The organism is Pseudokineococcus sp. 5B2Z-1 (genome assembly GCF_037482305.1).
Taxonomy (GTDB): Bacteria; Actinomycetota; Actinomycetes; order Actinomycetales; family Quadrisphaeraceae; genus Pseudokineococcus.
Genome location: NZ_JBBHZG010000003.1, coordinates 20,881 through 38,503 on the forward strand (window position 1 = coordinate 20,881; position 17,623 = coordinate 38,503).

General features: G+C 75.0%; 10 protein-coding genes. 8 read left to right on the forward strand and 2 right to left on the reverse strand.

Annotation, left to right across the window (positions count from 1 at the left end; all coding sequences use genetic code 11):
• Nucleotides 1–223: 223 nt before the first annotated feature.
• From rpsA to WDV85_RS08640, 5 genes are all read left to right on the forward strand, one after another.
• Nucleotides 224–1,762: a 30S ribosomal protein S1 gene (gene rpsA, locus WDV85_RS08620; protein WP_339570217.1), complete on the forward strand. Its 1,539-nt coding sequence runs from the start codon at nt 224–226 to the stop codon at nt 1,760–1,762.
• Nucleotides 1,763–1,896: 134 nt separating this feature from the next.
• Nucleotides 1,897–3,051, forward strand: a complete 1,155-nt coding sequence (gene coaE, locus WDV85_RS08625) for a dephospho-CoA kinase (RefSeq protein ID WP_339570218.1) — start codon at nt 1,897–1,899, stop codon at nt 3,049–3,051.
• A 101-nt stretch (nt 3,052–3,152) separates the two neighbouring features.
• On the forward strand, nt 3,153–5,264 hold the full coding sequence (gene uvrB, locus WDV85_RS08630) for an excinuclease ABC subunit UvrB (protein ID WP_339570219.1): 2,112 nt from the start codon (nt 3,153–3,155) through the stop codon (nt 5,262–5,264).
• A 247-nt stretch (nt 5,265–5,511) separates the two neighbouring features.
• Nucleotides 5,512–6,657 carry a TerC family protein gene (locus WDV85_RS08635; protein WP_339570220.1) on the forward strand — a complete coding sequence of 382 codons (1,146 nt, stop codon included), beginning with the start codon at nt 5,512–5,514 and terminating at the stop codon, nt 6,655–6,657.
• Nucleotides 6,654–7,643 carry a TerC/Alx family metal homeostasis membrane protein gene (locus WDV85_RS08640; RefSeq protein ID WP_339570221.1) on the forward strand — a complete coding sequence of 330 codons (990 nt, stop codon included), beginning with the start codon at nt 6,654–6,656 and terminating at the stop codon, nt 7,641–7,643. Before WDV85_RS08635 ends, WDV85_RS08640 begins: the two co-directional genes overlap by 4 nt.
• Before the next feature lie 274 nt (nt 7,644–7,917).
• On the opposite strand, the gene WDV85_RS08645 is transcribed toward WDV85_RS08640, so the two are convergent.
• Both WDV85_RS08645 and WDV85_RS08650 read right to left on the reverse strand, forming a co-directional pair.
• The gene (locus WDV85_RS08645) at nt 7,918–8,481 is read right to left on the reverse strand and encodes an MBL fold metallo-hydrolase (RefSeq protein WP_445263273.1); all 564 of its coding nucleotides are present in this window, start codon (nt 8,479–8,481) and stop codon (nt 7,918–7,920) included.
• A gap of 65 nt (nt 8,482–8,546) precedes the next feature.
• Nucleotides 8,547–10,343 carry a glycoside hydrolase family 15 protein gene (locus WDV85_RS08650; RefSeq protein ID WP_339570223.1) on the reverse strand — a complete coding sequence of 599 codons (1,797 nt, stop codon included), beginning with the start codon at nt 10,341–10,343 and terminating at the stop codon, nt 8,547–8,549.
• Between the two features lie 205 nt (nt 10,344–10,548).
• Here WDV85_RS08650 and WDV85_RS08655 point away from each other — a divergent pair, with 205 nt between their 5' ends.
• The 3 genes from WDV85_RS08655 (at nt 10,549) to WDV85_RS08665 (ending at nt 17,591) form a co-directional block, all read left to right on the forward strand.
• Nucleotides 10,549–12,063 (forward strand): glucose-6-phosphate dehydrogenase, encoded by a 1,515-nt coding sequence (locus tag WDV85_RS08655; protein ID WP_339570224.1) that lies wholly within the window; start codon nt 10,549–10,551, stop codon nt 12,061–12,063.
• A gap of 88 nt (nt 12,064–12,151) precedes the next feature.
• Complete coding sequence (gene uvrA, locus WDV85_RS08660) at nt 12,152–15,058, forward strand: excinuclease ABC subunit UvrA (protein WP_339570225.1); 2,907 nt, start codon at nt 12,152–12,154, stop codon at nt 15,056–15,058.
• A 100-nt stretch (nt 15,059–15,158) separates the two neighbouring features.
• Nucleotides 15,159–17,591, forward strand: a complete 2,433-nt coding sequence (locus WDV85_RS08665; protein ID WP_339570226.1) for a bifunctional diguanylate cyclase/phosphodiesterase — start codon at nt 15,159–15,161, stop codon at nt 17,589–17,591.
• The last annotated feature ends 32 nt before the right edge of the window (nt 17,592–17,623 follow it).

Consider the following 17,623-nt stretch of genomic DNA (forward strand, 5'->3'; position numbering starts at 1 on the left):
CCTCCGGCGTCCCCCTTTGACCCCCCGGAGAGCGCCCGCGTACTCTTGTCGGGCGCGCGTCCAGCGCGCGGCACACGTCCTCCTCGCAGCGGACCGGCCCGACCGGCCCGCGGCGCCGATGTCGCGGTCCGCGCCGGACGGGCGCAGGACCTGACCACGAGGTGGTGCCGCGCAGCGCGGGGCCGCCCCTCATCCCCCGCCCGCATCGGAGCCCGACGACTTCATGACCACCACCACCGAGCGCACGACCACGCCGCCGCAGGTCGCGATCAACGACATCGGCACGGCCGAGGACTTCCTCGCCGCCATCGACGCGACCATCAAGTACTTCAACGACGGCGACATCGTCTCCGGCACGATCGTCAAGGTCGACCGTGACGAGGTGCTCCTCGACATCGGCTACAAGACCGAGGGCGTCATCCCCTCGCGCGAGCTGTCGATCAAGCACGACGTCGACCCCAACGAGGTCGTCGGCGTCGGCGACGAGGTCGAGGCCCTGGTCCTCCAGAAGGAGGACAAGGAGGGCCGGCTCATCCTGTCCAAGAAGCGCGCCCAGTACGAGCGCGCCTGGGGCACGATCGAGCGCATCAAGGACGAGGAGGGTGTCGTCACCGGCACCGTCATCGAGGTCGTCAAGGGCGGCCTCATCCTCGACATCGGGCTGCGCGGCTTCCTGCCCGCCTCGCTCGTCGAGATGCGCCGCGTCCGCGACCTGCAGCCCTACGTGGGCCAGGAGCTCGAGGCGAAGATCATCGAGCTCGACAAGAACCGCAACAACGTCGTCCTCTCGCGCCGCGCGTGGCTCGAGGAGACGCAGTCGGCGGTCCGCCACAACTTCCTGCAGACCCTGCAGAAGGGCCAGGTCCGCTCCGGCGTCGTGTCGTCGATCGTCAACTTCGGCGCCTTCGTCGACCTGGGCGGCGTCGACGGGCTCGTGCACGTCTCCGAGCTGTCCTGGAAGCACATCGACCACCCCTCCGAGGTCGTCGAGGTCGGTCAGCAGGTCACCGTCGAGGTCCTCGACGTCGACATGGACCGCGAGCGGGTCTCCCTGTCGCTGAAGGCGACGCAGGAGGACCCGTGGCAGCAGTTCGCCCGCACGCACGCCATCGGCCAGGTCGTGCCGGGCCGCGTCACCAAGCTCGTCCCCTTCGGCGCCTTCGTGCGCGTAGAGGAGGGCATCGAGGGCCTGGTCCACATCTCCGAGCTGGCCGTGCGCCACGTCGAGGTGCCGGAGCAGATCGTCGGCGTCGGCGACGAGATCTTCGTCAAGGTCATCGACATCGACCTCGAGCGCCGGCGCATCTCGCTGTCCCTCAAGCAGGCCAACGAGGGCGTCGACCCGAGCAGCGACGACTTCGACCCGTCGCTCTACGGCATGGCGCAGGAGTACGACGAGGCGGGGAACTACAAGTACCCCGAGGGCTTCGACCCCGAGACGAACGAGTGGCTCGAGGGCTTCGAGACCCAGCGCGAGGAGTGGGAGCGGCAGTACGCCGAGGCCCAGGCGCGCTGGGAGGCCCACAAGGCGCAGGTCTCGGCGGCCAGCCAGGCCGAGGCCGAGGCCGTCACCGCGGGCGACGCCCCGGCGACGTCCTACTCCTCGGGCGGCCCGTCGTCCTCCGACCGCGGCGACCGCGGGGACCGCGACGACCGCGGCTCCTCCTCCCCGGCGCCCTCCTCGGGCGGCGGCGAGGGCACGCTGGCCTCCGACGAGGCCCTCGCGGCCCTGCGCGAGAAGCTCACCGGCGCCGGCAGCTGACGCTCCCGCACCACCGCACCACCGCACGGCCCGAGGGGGCCCGGCGCTCCGGCGCCGGGCCCCCTCGGCGCGTCCGGGCCGCTCCCGCGAGCGACCGGCCCGCCCGGCCCGCGCGGCGTCCTAGGGTCGGCGGCGTGCTGAGGGTGGGTCTGACGGGCGGGACCGGGGCGGGCAAGAGCACGGCGGCGCGCCGGCTGGCCGCGCTGGGGGCCGTGGTCGTCGACGCGGACGCGCTGGCCCGCGAGGTCGTCGCCCCGGGCACCCCGGGCCTCGCCGCCGTCGTGCGCGAGTTCGGCGAGGTCGTGCTCGGCCCGGACGGCGCCCTCGACCGGCCCGCGCTCGGCGCCGTGGTCTTCGCGGACGCCGGCCGCCGCCGGGCGCTCGAGGCCATCACCCACCCGCTCGTGCGGGCGCGCCGGGACGAGCTCGTGGCGGCCGCCCCGGCGGACGCCGTCGTCGTCGACGACATCCCCCTCCTCGTCGAAACCGGCCGCGGCGCGGATTGGCCCCTCGTCGTCGTCGTCGACGCCCCGCTCGAGCAGCGGGTGCGCCGGCTCGTCGAGGGCCGCGGCCTGGCCGAGGAGGACGCCCGCCGCCGGGCCGCCTCGCAGGCCTCGGACGACGAGCGCCGCGCGGCCGCCGACGTCGTCCTCGACAACTCACGGGCGCCGGCGGACCTCGAGCGGGGCGTCGACGCCCTCTGGCGCGAGCGGCTCGTGGCCTTCGAGGCGCGCCTGCGGGCGGGGGAGCGGGCGCCGAGGCCCGCGCACGCGGTGCTCGTGCCGTACGACCCGACGTGGCCGGTCCAGGCGGAGCGGCTGCTGGCGCGCGTGCGCCGGGCGGCGGGGGAGCGGGCGCTCTCGGTCGAGCACGTCGGCTCGACGGCGGTGCCGGGCCTGCCGGCGAAGGACGTCCTCGACGTGCAGGTGGTCACCCGCGACCTGGCCACCGCGGGCGCCGTCGCGGACGACCTGCGGGCCGCGGGTCTCGTGCGGCCGCCGGGGAAGTGGTGGGACGAGCGGCCCGACGGGAGCCGGCTGCCGAAGGCCTTCGCGGCGGAGGCCGACGCCGGGCGCCCCGTCAACTGCCACGTGCGCCCGGCGGGCGGCCAGACGGAGGACGTCCTCGCCCTGCGGGACCTCCTGCGCCGCGACGCCGGCGAGCGGGAGGCCTACGCGGCGCTCGAGGCGCGGCTGGCCGCGGAGCCGCACGGCTCCGTCGACGAGGACGCGAGCCGCAAGGGGCCCTGGATCGCCGCCGCCCTCGGGCGCGCTCGCGGCGCCCGGTAGCCCGGGGGGAGACGGCGGAGCGGGGGAGGTGCGGGCGTCGCTGCGGTGCGACCGGCCGCCTCCCGGGGCCGCTGTCGGTGGGCGGGCCTACCGTTGTCCCCATGAGACCGGTGACCGACCTGCAGCGGCGCGTCGCCCCCTTCGAGGTGGTGTCGGAGTACTCGCCGAGCGGCGACCAGCCGACGGCCATCGCCGAGCTCGCGCGGCGCGTCGAGGCGGGGGAGAAGGACGTCGTCCTCCTCGGCGCCACGGGCACCGGCAAGTCCGCGACCACGGCGTGGATGATCGAGAAGCTCCAGCGGCCGACGCTCGTCATGGCGCCCAACAAGACCCTCGCGGCGCAGCTGGCCAACGAGTTCCGCGAGCTGCTGCCGAACAACGCCGTCGAGTACTTCGTGTCGTACTACGACTACTACCAGCCCGAGGCGTACGTCCCGCAGACCGACACCTACATCGAGAAGGACTCGTCGATCAACGACGAGGTCGAGCGGCTGCGGCACTCGGCCACCAACTCGCTCCTCACCCGCCGCGACGTCGTTGTCGTGGCCTCCGTGTCGTGCATCTACGGCCTGGGGACGCCGCAGGAGTACGTCGACCGGATGGCGCGCCTGCACGTCGGCCAGCAGGTCGACCGCGACGAGCTGCTCCGCCGGTTCGTCGGCATGCAGTACACCCGCAACGACCTCGCCTTCACCCGCGGCACCTTCCGCGCCAAGGGCGACACCGTCGAGATCATCCCGGTGTACGAGGAGCTCGCCCTGCGCATCGGGTTCTTCGGCGACGAGATCGAGTCGCTCTACACGCTCAACCCGCTCACGGGCGAGGTGGTCGCCGAGGAGCAGGAGATGTACGTCTTCCCGGCCACCCACTACGTCGCCGGGCCCGAGCGCATGGAGCGCGCCATCGCCTCGATCGAGGCGGAGCTGGCCGGGCGCCTCGCCGAGATGGAGCAGCAGGGCAAGCTCCTCGAGGCGCAGCGGCTGCGGATGAGGACCACCTACGACATCGAGATGATGCGCCAGGTCGGCTCGTGCTCCGGCATCGAGAACTACTCCCGGCACGTCGACGGCCGCGAGCGCGGCACGGCCCCCAACACGCTGCTCGACTACTTCCCCGAGGACTTCCTCCTCGTGCTCGACGAGAGCCACGTGACGGTGCCGCAGATCGGGGCCATGTACGAGGGCGACATGTCCCGCAAGCGCACGCTCGTCGACCACGGCTTCCGCCTGCCCAGCGCCATGGACAACCGGCCGCTCAAGTGGGAGGAGTTCCTCGAGCGCATCGGCCAGGCGGTGTACCTCTCGGCGACGCCGGGCGCCTACGAGCTGGGCCGGGGCGACGGCTACGTCGAGCAGATCATCCGGCCCACCGGGCTCGTCGACCCCGAGGTCGTCGTCAAGCCCACGAAGGGCCAGATCGACGACCTGCTGGAGGAGATCCGCCGCCGCACCGAGAAGGACGAGCGCGTCCTCGTCACCACGCTGACGAAGAAGATGGCCGAGGACCTCACGGACTACCTGCTCGAGCACGGCGTCCAGGTGCGCTACCTGCACTCGGAGGTCGACACCCTGCGCCGGGTGGAGCTCCTGCGCGAGCTGCGGCAGGGCGAGTTCGACGTCCTCGTCGGCATCAACCTCCTGCGCGAGGGCCTCGACCTCCCGGAGGTCTCCCTCGTCAGCATCCTCGACGCCGACAAGGAGGGGTTCCTGCGCAGCGGCACCTCGCTCATCCAGACGATCGGGCGCGCGGCCCGCAACGTCTCCGGGCAGGTGCACATGTACGCCGACACCGTGACGCCGTCGATGGCCCTGGCCATCGACGAGACCAACCGCCGCCGCGAGGTCCAGCTCGCCTACAACCGCGAGCACGGCATCACGCCGACCGCCCTGCGCAAGAAGATCCGCGACATCACCGACATGCTCGCCCGCGAGGACGCCGACACGGCAGCCCTCCTCGGCGGCGCCGGCCGCCAGCAGTCGCGCGGCAAGACGCCGGTGCCCGGCATGGCGTCCCGCGGCGGCGGCGCCGACGACGGCCGGCGCGAGCGGCTGGCGGCGATGCCGGCGGCGGAGCTGTCCGACCTCATCCAGCAGCTCACCGACCAGATGCACGCCGCCGCCACGGAGCTGCAGTTCGAGCTGGCCGGCCGGCTGCGCGACGAGATCGGCGACCTCAAGAAGGAGCTGCGGGGGATGCAGGCCGCCACCGCCTGACCGCCCCTCCCTCCCGGTGAGGGGCCGGCGCGCGGCGTCCGGCGCGTCGCCGTGGACCGGCTTGGCGCCCCTGCGGCCGCGGCCCCATACTCACGGGGTCGAGGAGGGGAGTATCCCTGCGCGACGGTCTCGTCATCACGACGCCTCCCCGGGCCCGCCGGCGGCGCTCCGGGGCCGTCGGTCCGCGCCGCGAGGCGGTCGGGCGGGAGAGACCTCCGGTCGAGCAGCCCTGCCAACCGGAGGAACCATGGACGTGCCCCTCTACGTGTGGGCGATCACCGTCGCCGGCATCGTCGCGATGATCGCGTACGACTTCGTCGTGCACGTGCGGACGCCGCACAGCCCCAGCATCAAGGAGGCCGCCGTCTGGTCGGCGGCCTACATCGGCATCGCCGTGCTCTTCGGCCTCGGCGTGCTCGTCGTGTCGGGGAGCACCTTCGGCGGGGAGTACTTCGCCGGCTACATCACCGAGAAGAGCCTCTCGGTCGACAACCTCTTCGTCTTCGTGCTCATCATGAGCAGCTTCGCGGTCCCCCGCGAGTACCAGCAGAAGGTGCTGCTCATCGGCATCGCGCTGGCGCTCGTCTTCCGGACGATCTTCATCGCCCTCGGCACCGCGGTCATCGCCAACTTCGCCTGGATCTTCTACATCTTCGGCGCCTTCCTCATCTACACGGCCTGGGTGCAGGCCAAGGCGGGCCGCACCGACTCCCACGCGGACGACGAGTTCGAGGAGAACGCCGTCCTGCGCCTGGCCCGACGGGTCCTGCCGACGACGGACGAGTACCACGGCGACAAGTTCACGACGAAGGTCGACGGCAAGCGGCTCGTGACCCCGCTGCTCGTCGTCATGATCGCCATCGGCAGCGCTGACCTGCTCTTCGCCGTGGACTCGATCCCCGCCATCTTCGGGCTCACGCAGGAGCCGTACCTCGTCTTCACGGCCAACGCCTTCTCGCTCCTCGGGCTGCGCCAGCTGTACTTCCTCATCGACGGGCTGCTCGACCGGCTCGTGTACCTGCACTACGGCCTCGCCGCGATCCTCGGCTTCATCGGCGTCAAGCTGCTGCTCCACGCCCTCCACGAGAACGAGCTGCCGTTCATCAACGGCGGCGAGCACGTGCCCGTGTGGGAGGTCCCCACGTGGTTGTCGCTGCTCTTCATCGTCGTCGCCCTCGGCATCACGACTGTCCTCTCGCTGCGGGAGAACGGGCGCACGGCGGCGCGGGCCGACGCCGACGAGCCGGGGGCGAGCCGACCGGCGGAGGCGCCCTCGGCGACGCGGCGTCCGGTGGGCGAGGGCCGGCGCGGGGGCGGGGCCCTCGACGAGGTGCCGGACGACACCCCGGCGGGCGCCGGCGGTCGTGACGGCCGAGAGGGCCGCGACGCATGAGCGTCCCCGCCTGGGTGTGGGGGGCGACGATCGCCGCGGCGGTCCTCTTCCTCACGGCGGACGTGCTCCTGAGCCGCCGCCGCCCGCACGTCCCGAGCACGCGGGAGAGCGCCCTGCACCTGGCGGGCTTCGTGGCCGCCGCCGTGGTCTTCGGCCTCGGCGTCTGGTGGTTCGGCGGCGGTCAGGCGGCGGGGGAGTTCTTCGCCGGGTGGCTCACCGAGTACTCCCTGTCCGTCGACAACCTCTTCGTCTTCCTGCTGATCTTCCGGCGGTTCGCCGTGCCGAAGGAGCTCCAGCAGAACGCGCTCCTCATCGGCATCGTGCTGGCGCTCGTGCTGCGCGCCGCCGTCATCGCCGTCGGGGCGGGCCTCATCGCCGCCTTCAGCTGGGTCTTCTTCCTCTTCGGCGCCTTCCTCCTCTTCACCGCCGTCCAGCTGGTGCGCGGCAGCGGCGAGGACGACGACGAGTTCGAGGAGAACCGGCTGGTCCGGCTCGTGCGGCGGGTGCTGCCCGTGACGGAGGACTTCCGCGGCCCGACGCTCGTGGTGCAGGAGGCGGGGCGACGCGCCATCACGCCGATGCTCCTCGTCCTCGTGGCGCTCGGGACGACGGACCTGCTCTTCGCCCTCGACTCCATCCCGGCGATCTTCGGTCTGACGTCGGACCCCTACATCGTCCTGACGGCCAACATCTTCGCCCTCATGGGGCTGCGCCAGCTCTTCTTCCTCGTCGGCGACCTGCTGAAGAAGCTCGTCTTCCTCGACATCGGGCTGGCGGTGCTCCTGGCCTTCGTCGGCGTCAAGCTCGTCCTCGAGGCGCTGCACGAGAACTCGCTGCCCTTCCTCAACGGCGGCGAGCCGGTGGAGTGGGCGCCGGTCGTCCCGATCTGGCTCTCGCTGACGGCGATCGTCGTCATCCTCGGGACGACCGCGGTCGTCTCGCTCGCCGTCAGCCGCCGCCGCGAGAAGGCCGCCGCCCGCGGCTGACGGGAGCGGGCCGCCGCCCGACCGCGGGGCGGCCCGCCAGCACCTCGTCACCAGCCCCTCGTGACCGCTCACGGTGCCGGGACGCGTGCGAGCCGAGAGCGAGCCGATGGCGGGCGTCCGGCGGGGCGGCGCGGAGAGGCACGTCAGGCCGGCGCCCCGCACCGAGCGCGGGGTGACCACGGCGCGCCGAGCCAGTGCCCGGAGCGCCGCCCCGTCGGACGCGGACCCAGCCGTGCGCAGGGACCTCGCGCAGCGCCCCGTCACCCAGCGGGCGTCACCACCCCCGGGCGCGCCAGTCGGCCAGGGAGGGCCGCTCGGCCCCGAGCGTCGTCGGCTCGCCGTGGCCGGGGAGGACCTCGGTGCGGTCGGGCAGGACGGCGAAGAGCCGCTGCTCGACGTCCTCGAGCAGGCGGGTGAAGCGCCCGGCGTCCCCGCCCGTCGCCCCCACGCCGCCGGGGAAGAGGCTGTCGCCGGTGAGGGCGAGCACCCGGCCGCCCGGGTCGTGCAGCACGAGGGCGACGGAGCCGGGGGTGTGGCCCCGCAGCCCGACGACGTCGAGCCGCAGCTCGCCCACCGCGACGACGTCGCCGTGGTGCAGGAGGACGTCCGCGGGCACGGGGAGGTCGGCGGCGTCCTCGGCTCCCACCAGCACCTGCGCGCCCGTGGCCGCGACGACCTCCGGGAGGGCGCGGTGGTGGTCCCCGTGCCCGTGCGTCGTCACGACGGCGTCGACGCGCCCGTCGGCGAGGGACAGCAGCCGTGGGGCGTCGTCGGCGGCGTCGACGAGCAGCCGCCGGCCCGTCGCCGTGCACTCCAGCAGGTAGCAGGCGTTGTCCATCTCCGACACGCGGGCCACCGAGAGGCGGGCGGCGACGAGGTCGTCGCCGCCCGCCGGCGGGACGCTCACCGGTGCCCCCGCGGCGTGCAGTCGCCGAGGGCGTCCGCGGCGCGGACGAGCGCGAGGTGGCTCAGCGCCTGGGGGACGTTGCCGGCCTGGCGGTCGGAGCCCGTGTCGTACTCCTCGGACAGCAGGCCGAGGTCGTTGGCGCACGCGAGGCAGCGCTCCATGAGCGCGTGCGCGTCGGCCACCCGACCGCTGCGGGCGTGCTGCTCGACCAGCCAGAAGGAGCAGGCGAGGAAGGGGTGCTCGTCACCGGAGAGGCCGTCGAGCCCCGGCCCCGTGTCGTAGCGGAGCAGGAGGCCGTCGCGCAGGAGGTCCTCCTCGATGGCCGCGACGGTCCCGAGCATGCGGGGGTCGTCGGCCGCGAGGAAGCCGACCTGGGGCAGCATGAGCAGCGACGCGTCGACCTGCGGGGAGCCGTAGACCTGGGTGTAGGTGCCCCGCTCGGCGTCCCACCCGTGCTCCTCGACCTCGGCGCGGACCTGCTCGCGCAGCGCCTCCCAGCGCTCGACCGGCCCGTCCATGCCGCCCTCGCGGACGGCGCGCACGCCGCGGTCCAGGGCCGCCCACACCATGACGCGCGAGTGGGTGAAGTGCTGGAGGTCCCCGCGCATCTCCCAGATGCCGTGGTCCTTGCGCTGCCAGTGCTCCTCGACGAACCCGAGGAGGGCGCGCTGCAGCGGCCACGAGAACTCGTCCTCGGGCACCCCCTCGCGGCGGGCGCGGTCGAGGGCCACGAGCACCTCCCCGAGGACGTCGGCCTGGTACTGGTCGACCGCCCCGTTGCCCGTGCGGACGGGACGGGAGCCCTCGTAGCCCGGCAGCTGCGGCTGCTCCGTCTCCGGCAGCTCCCGCTCGCCGGCGATGCCGTACATGATCTGCACGTCGGCGGGCTCGCCCGCGACCGCGCGCAGGAGCCACCGGCGCCAGCCCTCAGCCTCCTCGCGGTAGCCGTGCGTGAGCAGGGCCTCGAGGGTGAGGGCGGCGTCCCGCAGCCACACGTAGCGGTAGTCCCAGTTCCGCTCCCCGCCGAAGTCCTCGGGCAGGGAGGTCGTCGCCGCCGCGACGATCCCGCCGGTGTCCGCGTGCGTGAGCGCGCGCAGGACGAGCAGCGAGCGCCGCACCGCGAGCGGGTGGTGCTCGCCGGGGTCCGCCCGGTCGGCCCAGTCCTGCCACCAGGCGAGGGTGGCGGCCAGCCGGTCACCGACGTCGAGGCGCTGCGGCACGTCGCGGTACGAGCGGAACCACGTCAGCCCGACGTCGTGCTGCTCCCCGGCGGCCTGGTCCCACTCGCCCGCGTGCCGGTGGTCGGCGGCGGTCGGCAGGGGCCCGCCCCGCAGGAGGAACGCGTCGGGCCCGGCCACCGCCAGCAGGCCCGGCAGGCCGTCGGGGTCGGTGATGCGCCGCACCCACGGCACCGTCTTGGCGTAGTCGGGCCGGACGACGAGCTCCTGGCGCATCCGCACGACGCCCTCGACGCCCTCGACGCGGCGGACCAGGTCCGCCCGCAGGTCGTTGGTGGGCATGAAGTCGACGACCCGCACCACGCCGGTCGACGTCGTCCACGTCGTCTCGAGGACGAACGAGTCCCCCAGGTAGCGCCGCTCGCACACGGCGTCGTCGTCCACGGGGCGCAGCAGCCAGCGCCCGTGCTCGGGGCCGCCGAGCACGGCGCTGAAGACGGCGGGGGAGTCGTAGCGGGGCAGGCAGAGCCAGTCGACGCTCCCGTCCCGGCCCACGAGGGCGGCGCTGTGGCAGTCGCTGAGCAGGGCGTAGTCCTCGATGCGCTGGCTGGGCATGGGCGGAGGCTCCCACGAGCCCCGGGCTCCGACCTCCTCGCGCCGACCTGCGGGCGCGCCGACAGCGGACCTCGCGCCCCTGTCCAGGTGCCCCGGGTGCGCGGCGCTGCTTGCACCCTCCGCCGGGCGACGGGAGGGTGGGCGCGCCGGGGGCGGCCCCGGCCGGGCACCGCCCCGCCGACCGCGTCGACAGGAGCACCGCCCCGTGACCACCACCCTCGTCGTCCTGGGCGCCGGAGGCGACCTCGCCTCGCGGCTGCTCCTGCCCGGGCTCGCCGACCTCCTCGTCAGCCACCACGGGGAGGGCCTCGACCTGCGCCTCGTCGGCGCCGACCGGGCCGAGCACGACCGGGAGTGGTGGACCGAGCGCGTCCGCGGGGCCGCCGAGGCGGCGGACGCCCGCGGCCCGGCCGTCGACCGGCTCGTCGAGGGCACGCGGTACGCCTCGTGCGACGTCAGCGCGGACGACGACCTCGCCGACCTCGTCGCGGAGGCGTCGCAGGACGGCGACGTCGTCCTCTACTTCGCGCTGCCGCCCGACGTGACCGCCGGGGCGCTGCGGGCGCTCGAGCCCGAGCAGGTGCCCGCGGGGACCCGTCTCGTGCTGGAGAAGCCCTTCGGCCACGACGCCGCGTCCGCCGCCGAGCTCAACGGCGTCCTCACCCGGCTCGTCCCGGAGGACCACGTCCACCGCGTCGACCACTTCCTCGGCAAGTCGACGGTGCTCAACATCCTCGGCCTGCGCTTCGCCAACCGGCTCTTCGAGCCGCTGTGGAGCGCCACCCACGTCGAGCGGGTCGACGTCGTCTTCGACGAGGACCTCGGGCTCGCCGGGCGCGCGGGGTACTACGACGGCGCGGGCGCCCTCGCCGACATGGTCCAGAGCCACCTCCTGCAGCTGCTGGCCCTCATCGCGATGGACCCGCCGGCGACGATCTCCGAGCGGGACCTGCGCGACCGCAAGGCCGAGGTCCTGCGCGCGACGCGGCTGTGGGACGCGGACGACCCGGCCTCCTGCACGCGCCGGGCCCGGTGGACCGCGGGTCGCCTCGGCGACGAGGAGGTCGGCGCGTACGCCGACGAACCGGGCGTCGACCCGGAGCGGGGCACGGAGACGCTCGCCGAGGTGGTGCTCGCCGTCGACACCTGGCGGTGGGCCGGCGTCCCGTTCCGGCTGCGCTCGGGCAAGGCGCTGGGGCGGCGCCGCAAGGAGGCCGTCATCACCTTCAAGCACGTGCCGCACCTGCCGACCGGGCTGCTGGGGACGCCGTCGCCGACGCGCCTGCGGGTCGGCTTCGGCCCCGACGACATCACGCTCGAGCTCGACCTCAACGGCCAGGACGACGCCTTCGGGCTCGAGCGCACCGCGCTCGGCACCGAGCTCTCGCCGGGCGAGCTCACGGCCTACGGCCAGGTGCTCCTCGGGGTCCTGCACGGCGACCCGACGCTCTCGGTGCGCGGCGACACCGCCGAGCAGTGCTGGCGCGTCCTCGAGCCGGTCGTCGCCGCGTGGGGTGACGGGCGAGTGCCGCTCGAGACCTACCCCGCCGGGAGCGGCGGGCCGCGCGGGCACGGCCTCCTCGAGGACGTCGACGCCCGCGAGTGCGCCGAGGACGCCCAGGTGGCGGCCGAGCGCGGCCCGCGCCGGGCCGCGGGCGACGGCGGGTCGGAGGGGACCGGCGGCGAGGGCCGCGACGGGGACGACCCGCCCGTCGCCTGACGGCGAGGGTCCCGGGCCCGCGCGCGGCGCCCTCCCGGCGCCGGGGTGCGCGGCGGGCGGTGTCGGGGGCCGCGCCTACCATCGGCGGGTGCAGTCTGAGCTCATCGTCCGCGGCGCCCGCGAGCACAACCTCCGCGACGTCTCGATCGACCTGCCGCGCGACGCCATGGTGGTCTTCACCGGCCTCTCGGGCTCCGGCAAGTCCTCCCTCGCCTTCGACACGATCTTCGCGGAGGGCCAGCGCCGCTACGTCGAGTCGCTGTCGGCCTACGCCCGCCAGTTCCTCGGGCAGATGGACAAGCCCGACGTCGACTTCATCGAGGGCCTGTCGCCGGCCGTCTCCATCGACCAGAAGTCGACGAGCCGCAACCCGCGCTCCACGGTCGGCACCATCACCGAGGTCTACGACTACCTGCGCCTGCTGTGGGCCCGCGCGGGGCAGCCGCACTGCCCGGTCTGCGGCGAGCCGATCGGCCGCCAGACCCCGCAGCAGGTCGTCGACCGCCTCCTCGAGATGCCCGAGGGCACCCGCTTCCAGGTGCTGGCGCCCGTCGTGCGCGGGCGCAAGGGGGAGTTCGTCGAGCTCTTCGCCGAGCTGCAGACCAAGGGCTTCTCCCGCGCGCGGGTGGACGGGGAGGTCGTCTCCCTCGCCACCCCGCCGCAGCTGGACAAGAAGTTCAAGCACGACATCGAGGTGGTCGTCGACCGCCTCGTCGTCCGCGAGGGCGTCCAGCGGCGCCTCACCGACTCGGTCGAGACGGCCCTCGGGCTGGCCGACGGCGTCCTGCTCGTCGACCTCGTCGACGCGGGGGAGGACGAGCAGCGCGAGCGCCGCTTCTCCGAGAAGCTGGCCTGCCCCAACGAGCACCCCCTCCAGCTCGACGAGGTCGAGCCCCGCACCTTCTCCTTCAACGCCCCCTACGGGGCGTGCCCCGAGTGCACGGGCATCGGCACGCGCCTCGAGGTCGACCCCGACCTCCTCGTGCCGGACGACGAGCTCACGCTCGCCGAGGGCGCCATCGCGCCGTGGGCGAGCGGCTCGGGCTCGGCGGACTACTTCCAGCGGGTCATGCGCGGCCTGGCCGACCAGCTGGGCTTCTCCATGGACGTGCCGTGGCGCGCGCTGCCGAAGCGCGCGACGACGGCGCTGCTGCAGGGCCACGAGCACGAGGTGCACGTGCGCTACCGCAACCGGTTCGGCCGCGAGCGCGCCTACTCCACGGGCTTCGAGGGCGTCGTCCCCTTCATCCGGCGCCGCCACGCGGAGACCGACTCCGACTGGTCCCGCGAGCGCTACGAGGGCTACATGCGCGAGGTGCCGTGCCCGGTGTGCGGGGGCAGCCGCCTGCGCCCGGAGGTCCTCGCCGTCACGCTCGGCGGCCGCTCGATCGCCGAGGTCTGCGCCCTGCCCGTCGACGAGTGCGCGGCCTTCCTCGGCGCGCTCGAGCTCGACGCCCGCCAGCGCCAGATCGCGGCCGCGGTGCTCAAGGAGATCAACGCCCGGCTCGGCTTCCTCCTCGACGTCGGCCTGGACTACCTCTCGCTCGACCGGGCGTCGGGGACGCTGTCGGGCGGCGAGGCCCAGCGCATCCGGCTGGCGACGCAGATCGGGTCGGGCCTCGTCGGCGTCCTCTACGTCCTCGACGAGCCGAGCATCGGCCTGCACCAGCGCGACAACCGGCGCCTCATCGACACGCTCACGCGCCTGCGGGACCTCGGGAACACCCTCATCGTCGTCGAGCACGACGAGGACACGATCCGCGCCAGCGACTGGGTGGTCGACGTCGGCCCCGGCGCCGGCGAGCACGGCGGCCGGGTGGTCCACTCCGGCTCGGTGCAGGGGCTGCTCGACCACGAGAGCTCGCTGACGGGCGGCTACCTGTCGGGCCGCCTCGCCATCCCCGTCCCGGAGAGCCGGCGGCCGCGCGACCGCGCGCGCCAGGTGGTCGTCAAGGGCGCCCGGCAGAACAACCTCAAGGGCGTCGACGTCGCCTTCCCGCTCGGCTGCTTCGTCGCCGTCACCGGGGTGTCGGGCTCGGGCAAGTCGACCCTCGTCAACGACATCCTCTACACGGTCATGGCCAACCAGCTCAACGGCGCCCGCCGGGTGCCGGGCCGCCACCGCACGGTCACGGGGCTCGACCAGCTCGACAAGGTCGTCCACGTCGACCAGAGCCCCATCGGCCGGACGCCGCGCTCCAACCCCGCCACGTACACGGGCGTCTGGGACCACGTGCGCAAGCTCTTCGCGACGACGACGGAGGCGAAGGTGCGCGGCTACCAGCCGGGCCGCTTCTCCTTCAACGTCAAGGGCGGGCGCTGCGAGAACTGCCAGGGCGACGGCACGATCAAGATCGAGATGAACTTCCTGCCCGACGTGTACGTGCCGTGCGAGGTGTGCCAGGGGGCGCGGTACAACCGCGAGACGCTCGAGGTGCACTTCAAGGGGAAGACCGTCTCCGACGTCCTCGAGATGCCCATCGAGGAGGCGGTGGACTTCTTCGCCGCGGTCCCCGCCATCTCGCGGCACCTGCGGACGCTCGTCGACGTCGGCCTGGGCTACGTGCGCCTGGGCCAGAGCGCGCCCACGCTCTCCGGCGGCGAGGCGCAGCGGGTCAAGCTCGCCTCCGAGCTGCAGCGGCGCTCGGCGGGCCGGACGGTCTACGTCCTCGACGAGCCGACGACGGGCCTGCACTTCGAGGACATCCGCAAGCTGCTCGGCGTCCTGCAGGGCCTCGTCGACAAGGGCAACACGGTGCTCGTCATCGAGCACAACCTCGACGTCATCAAGAACGCCGACTGGGTCGTCGACATGGGCCCCGAGGGCGGCGGCGGCGGCGGGCGCGTCGTCGCCCAGGGGACGCCGGAGCAGGTGGCCCGCGTGCCCGAGAGCCACACCGGCCGGTTCCTCGCCGAGGCGCTCGGCGTGCCGCGCGAGGAGCCCGGTGCCGCGCTGCCGCCCCCGCGGCGCCAGGAGGAGCCGGCCTCCGCCTGAGCCGCGCACGCGGCGGGAGGGCGGCGTCCGCCCGGAGGACGTCGGCGCGGGCGGGGCCGCCGCCCTCAAGGTCCCCGCCGGGGCTGCCGACGGGCCGGGGGTGAGCCCCTCTGCGCCGCGACGGCCGTCCGCGGCCCGCGTCGTCCCCGTCGGGGCGGTGCAGACCGGGGGAGCGCCGGGGCGCCCGGTGCTCGCCGCCGCGGGTGTCGGCGGGGCGTGCGCCGCCGCCGTGGTCCTCACGGGCGTGCTCGCGCGGCCGGCCGCACCGATGGTCGCCTCGCTCGTCGTCGCGGTCACCGGCCTCGTCGGCGGCCTGCTCGTCCTCGCCCGCCGCGGGCCGCAGCGCGCGGCGCCCTCGCGCCGGTGGTTCGCCCTCTCGGCGCTCGCGTGGTGCGGGGGCGAGCTCGTGAGCGCTCTCGTGGACCTCGCGCTGCCGGGCCCGCCGCCCCGCCCCAACGTCGGGGACGCCGTGAGCATCTGCGCCGGCCCGCTCGCGCTCGTCGGCGTCCTGCGCCTGCCGCGGCCGCCCGGGCGCAGCGGAGCCCTGCGGACCCTGCTCGTCGACGCGGTCGTGCTGGCCCTCGGGCTGGCCGTCGCCGTGTGGACGGCGGTCTTCCCGCCCGGCGGGCCACCGCTGCTCGTCCTCTTCTGCGTCAGCGTGGTGCTCCTGTACCTGCTGCTGTGCAGCCTGCTCGCGCAGGTCGCCATGGTCGGGCGGGACCGCGGCGTCGTGGCCGTCCTCGCCGGGCTGGCGCTGCTCGCCGTGGGCGACCTCGCCGTCACGCGCGAGCTCGTCGCGGGCGCGGCCGTCTGGGACTGGCGCCTCGCCGCCCTCCAGTGCCTCGCCTGGCCCGTCGTGCTCGGGGGCGTCGACGCCATCGGACGGGGGCGGCCCCTGCAGCGCCGCGGGGGCGCGACGGACGAGGGCGAGACCTACGCGACGGTCGTCACGACGGCGACCGTCTACGTCTCCTGGGTGCTCGGTCTGGTCGCCCTCCTGACGACCGGGGCGGCGGGCGCGGCCACCGGTGCGCTCGGGCTCCTCGCGGTGACGAGCGCGGGGCTGCGCGAGGTCCTCCGGCTGCGCGCCCGCCTCGGGGTCCTGCGCCGGCTGTCGCAGGAGTCCCGGCACGACGCCCTGACGGGGCTGGGCAACGCGCGGGCCCTCTCGGCCCGCCTCGCCCCGCTGCTCGAGGACGGCGCCGCCGTCTCGCTCGTCGTCGTGGACCTCGACGGCTTCGGGGACGTGGACGAGCGGCTCGGGCGCACCGCCGCGGACGCCCTCCTCGTGGGCGTCGCGTCCGCCCTCGCGGCCCGCACCGGCGAGGACCGCACCTTCCGGACCGGGGGGGACGAGATCGCCCTGCTGTGCCCGTGCGGCCCCGAGGCGGCGCGGGAGGCGGCCGACGCCGCGCGGGAGCTCGTCACGGCCGCCGCCGCGCGGGCGGGCACCCACCTGACCGCCAGCGCCGGCGTCTCGGGCCTCGACGCCGGCGCCGCGCCCGCGGGCGCGCCGCCCGAGCTCCTGGCCGAGGCGACGACCGCCGTCACCGCGGCCAAGCGCGCCGGCGGCGACCGGACGGCGCTCTTCCGCGGCGAGGTCGCCGAGGGGGTGCGTCGTCGCGCCCTCGTCGAGCGGCGCCTGCGCGCCGCCCTGGCGGCCGACGCGCTGCACGTCGAGCTCCAGCCGCTCGTCCACCTCGCGAGCGGCCGGCTCAAGGGCTTCGAGGTGCTCGCCCGGTGGGAGGACGACGCGCTGGGCCGGGTCGGCCCCGACGAGTTCGTCGCGGTGGCCGAGAGCAGCGGCCTCGTGACGGCCCTCGGCCGCCACGCGCTGCGCCGGGGCCTGCACGCGCTGGTGGCCAGCGGCGCCGCCGCGCGCGGGCTCACCCTCTCGGTCAACGCCTCGCCCCTCGAGCTGCGCGACCCCGGCTACCCCGCCGCCGTCGCGGACGCCCTGGCCGAGGCGGGCGTGCCGGCGGCCTCGCTCGTCGTCGAGGTCACCGAGGGCGTGCCCGTGGCGCCGGGGGACCCGGCCCTGGGGGCCATGGCCGCGCTGCGTACGGCCGGCTGCCGGATCGCCCTGGACGACGTCGGGTCGGGCTACGCGTCGCTGACCTACCTCGCCCGGCTGCCGGTCGACGTCGTCAAGGTCGACCGGTCGCTCGTCGTCGCCCTGGGGGACCCGCGCAGCGCCCGGGTGCTGGAGGCCCTCGTACGGCTCAGCCGCTCCCTCGGGCTCGTCGTCCTCGCCGAGGGCGTCGAGCACGACGCGCAGGTGCGGGCGCTGCTGCGCGCCGGCGCGACGCTGGGGCAGGGCTGGCTGTGGTCGCGCGCCCTGCCGGTGGACCACCTCGCCGACCTCGTCGCCCGCGACGCCGCGGCCCACCCCGGGCCGCCGCCCGACCTCCCGACCTCGCTCCTGCCGGTGGCCGCCCTGGCGGCCCCGTCCCCGCCCGCCCCGTCCCCGCCCGCCGACGGGGTGCCGGTGCAGCGCGCCGCACGCCGGGAGGAGGCGGCGCCCGGGGCGTAGGTCGGCGCGGTCGGGACCGTCGGACGCCCGAC

Excerpts from the sequence above, each read along its gene's own strand:
- rpsA (WP_339570217.1), top strand. The coding sequence starts at position 224 with ATGACCACCACCACCGAGCGCACGACCACGCCGCCGCAGGTCGCGATC.
- uvrB (WP_339570219.1), top strand. The coding sequence starts at position 3,153 with ATGAGACCGGTGACCGACCTGCAGCGGCGCGTCGCCCCCTTCGAGGTG.
- WDV85_RS08635 (WP_339570220.1), top strand. The coding sequence starts at position 5,512 with ATGGACGTGCCCCTCTACGTGTGGGCGATCACCGTCGCCGGCATCGTC.
- WDV85_RS08640 (WP_339570221.1), top strand. The coding sequence starts at position 6,654 with ATGAGCGTCCCCGCCTGGGTGTGGGGGGCGACGATCGCCGCGGCGGTC.
- WDV85_RS08645 (WP_445263273.1), bottom strand. The coding sequence starts at position 8,481 with ATGGACAACGCCTGCTACCTGCTGGAGTGCACGGCGACGGGCCGGCGG.
- WDV85_RS08650 (WP_339570223.1), bottom strand. The coding sequence starts at position 10,343 with ATGCCCAGCCAGCGCATCGAGGACTACGCCCTGCTCAGCGACTGCCAC.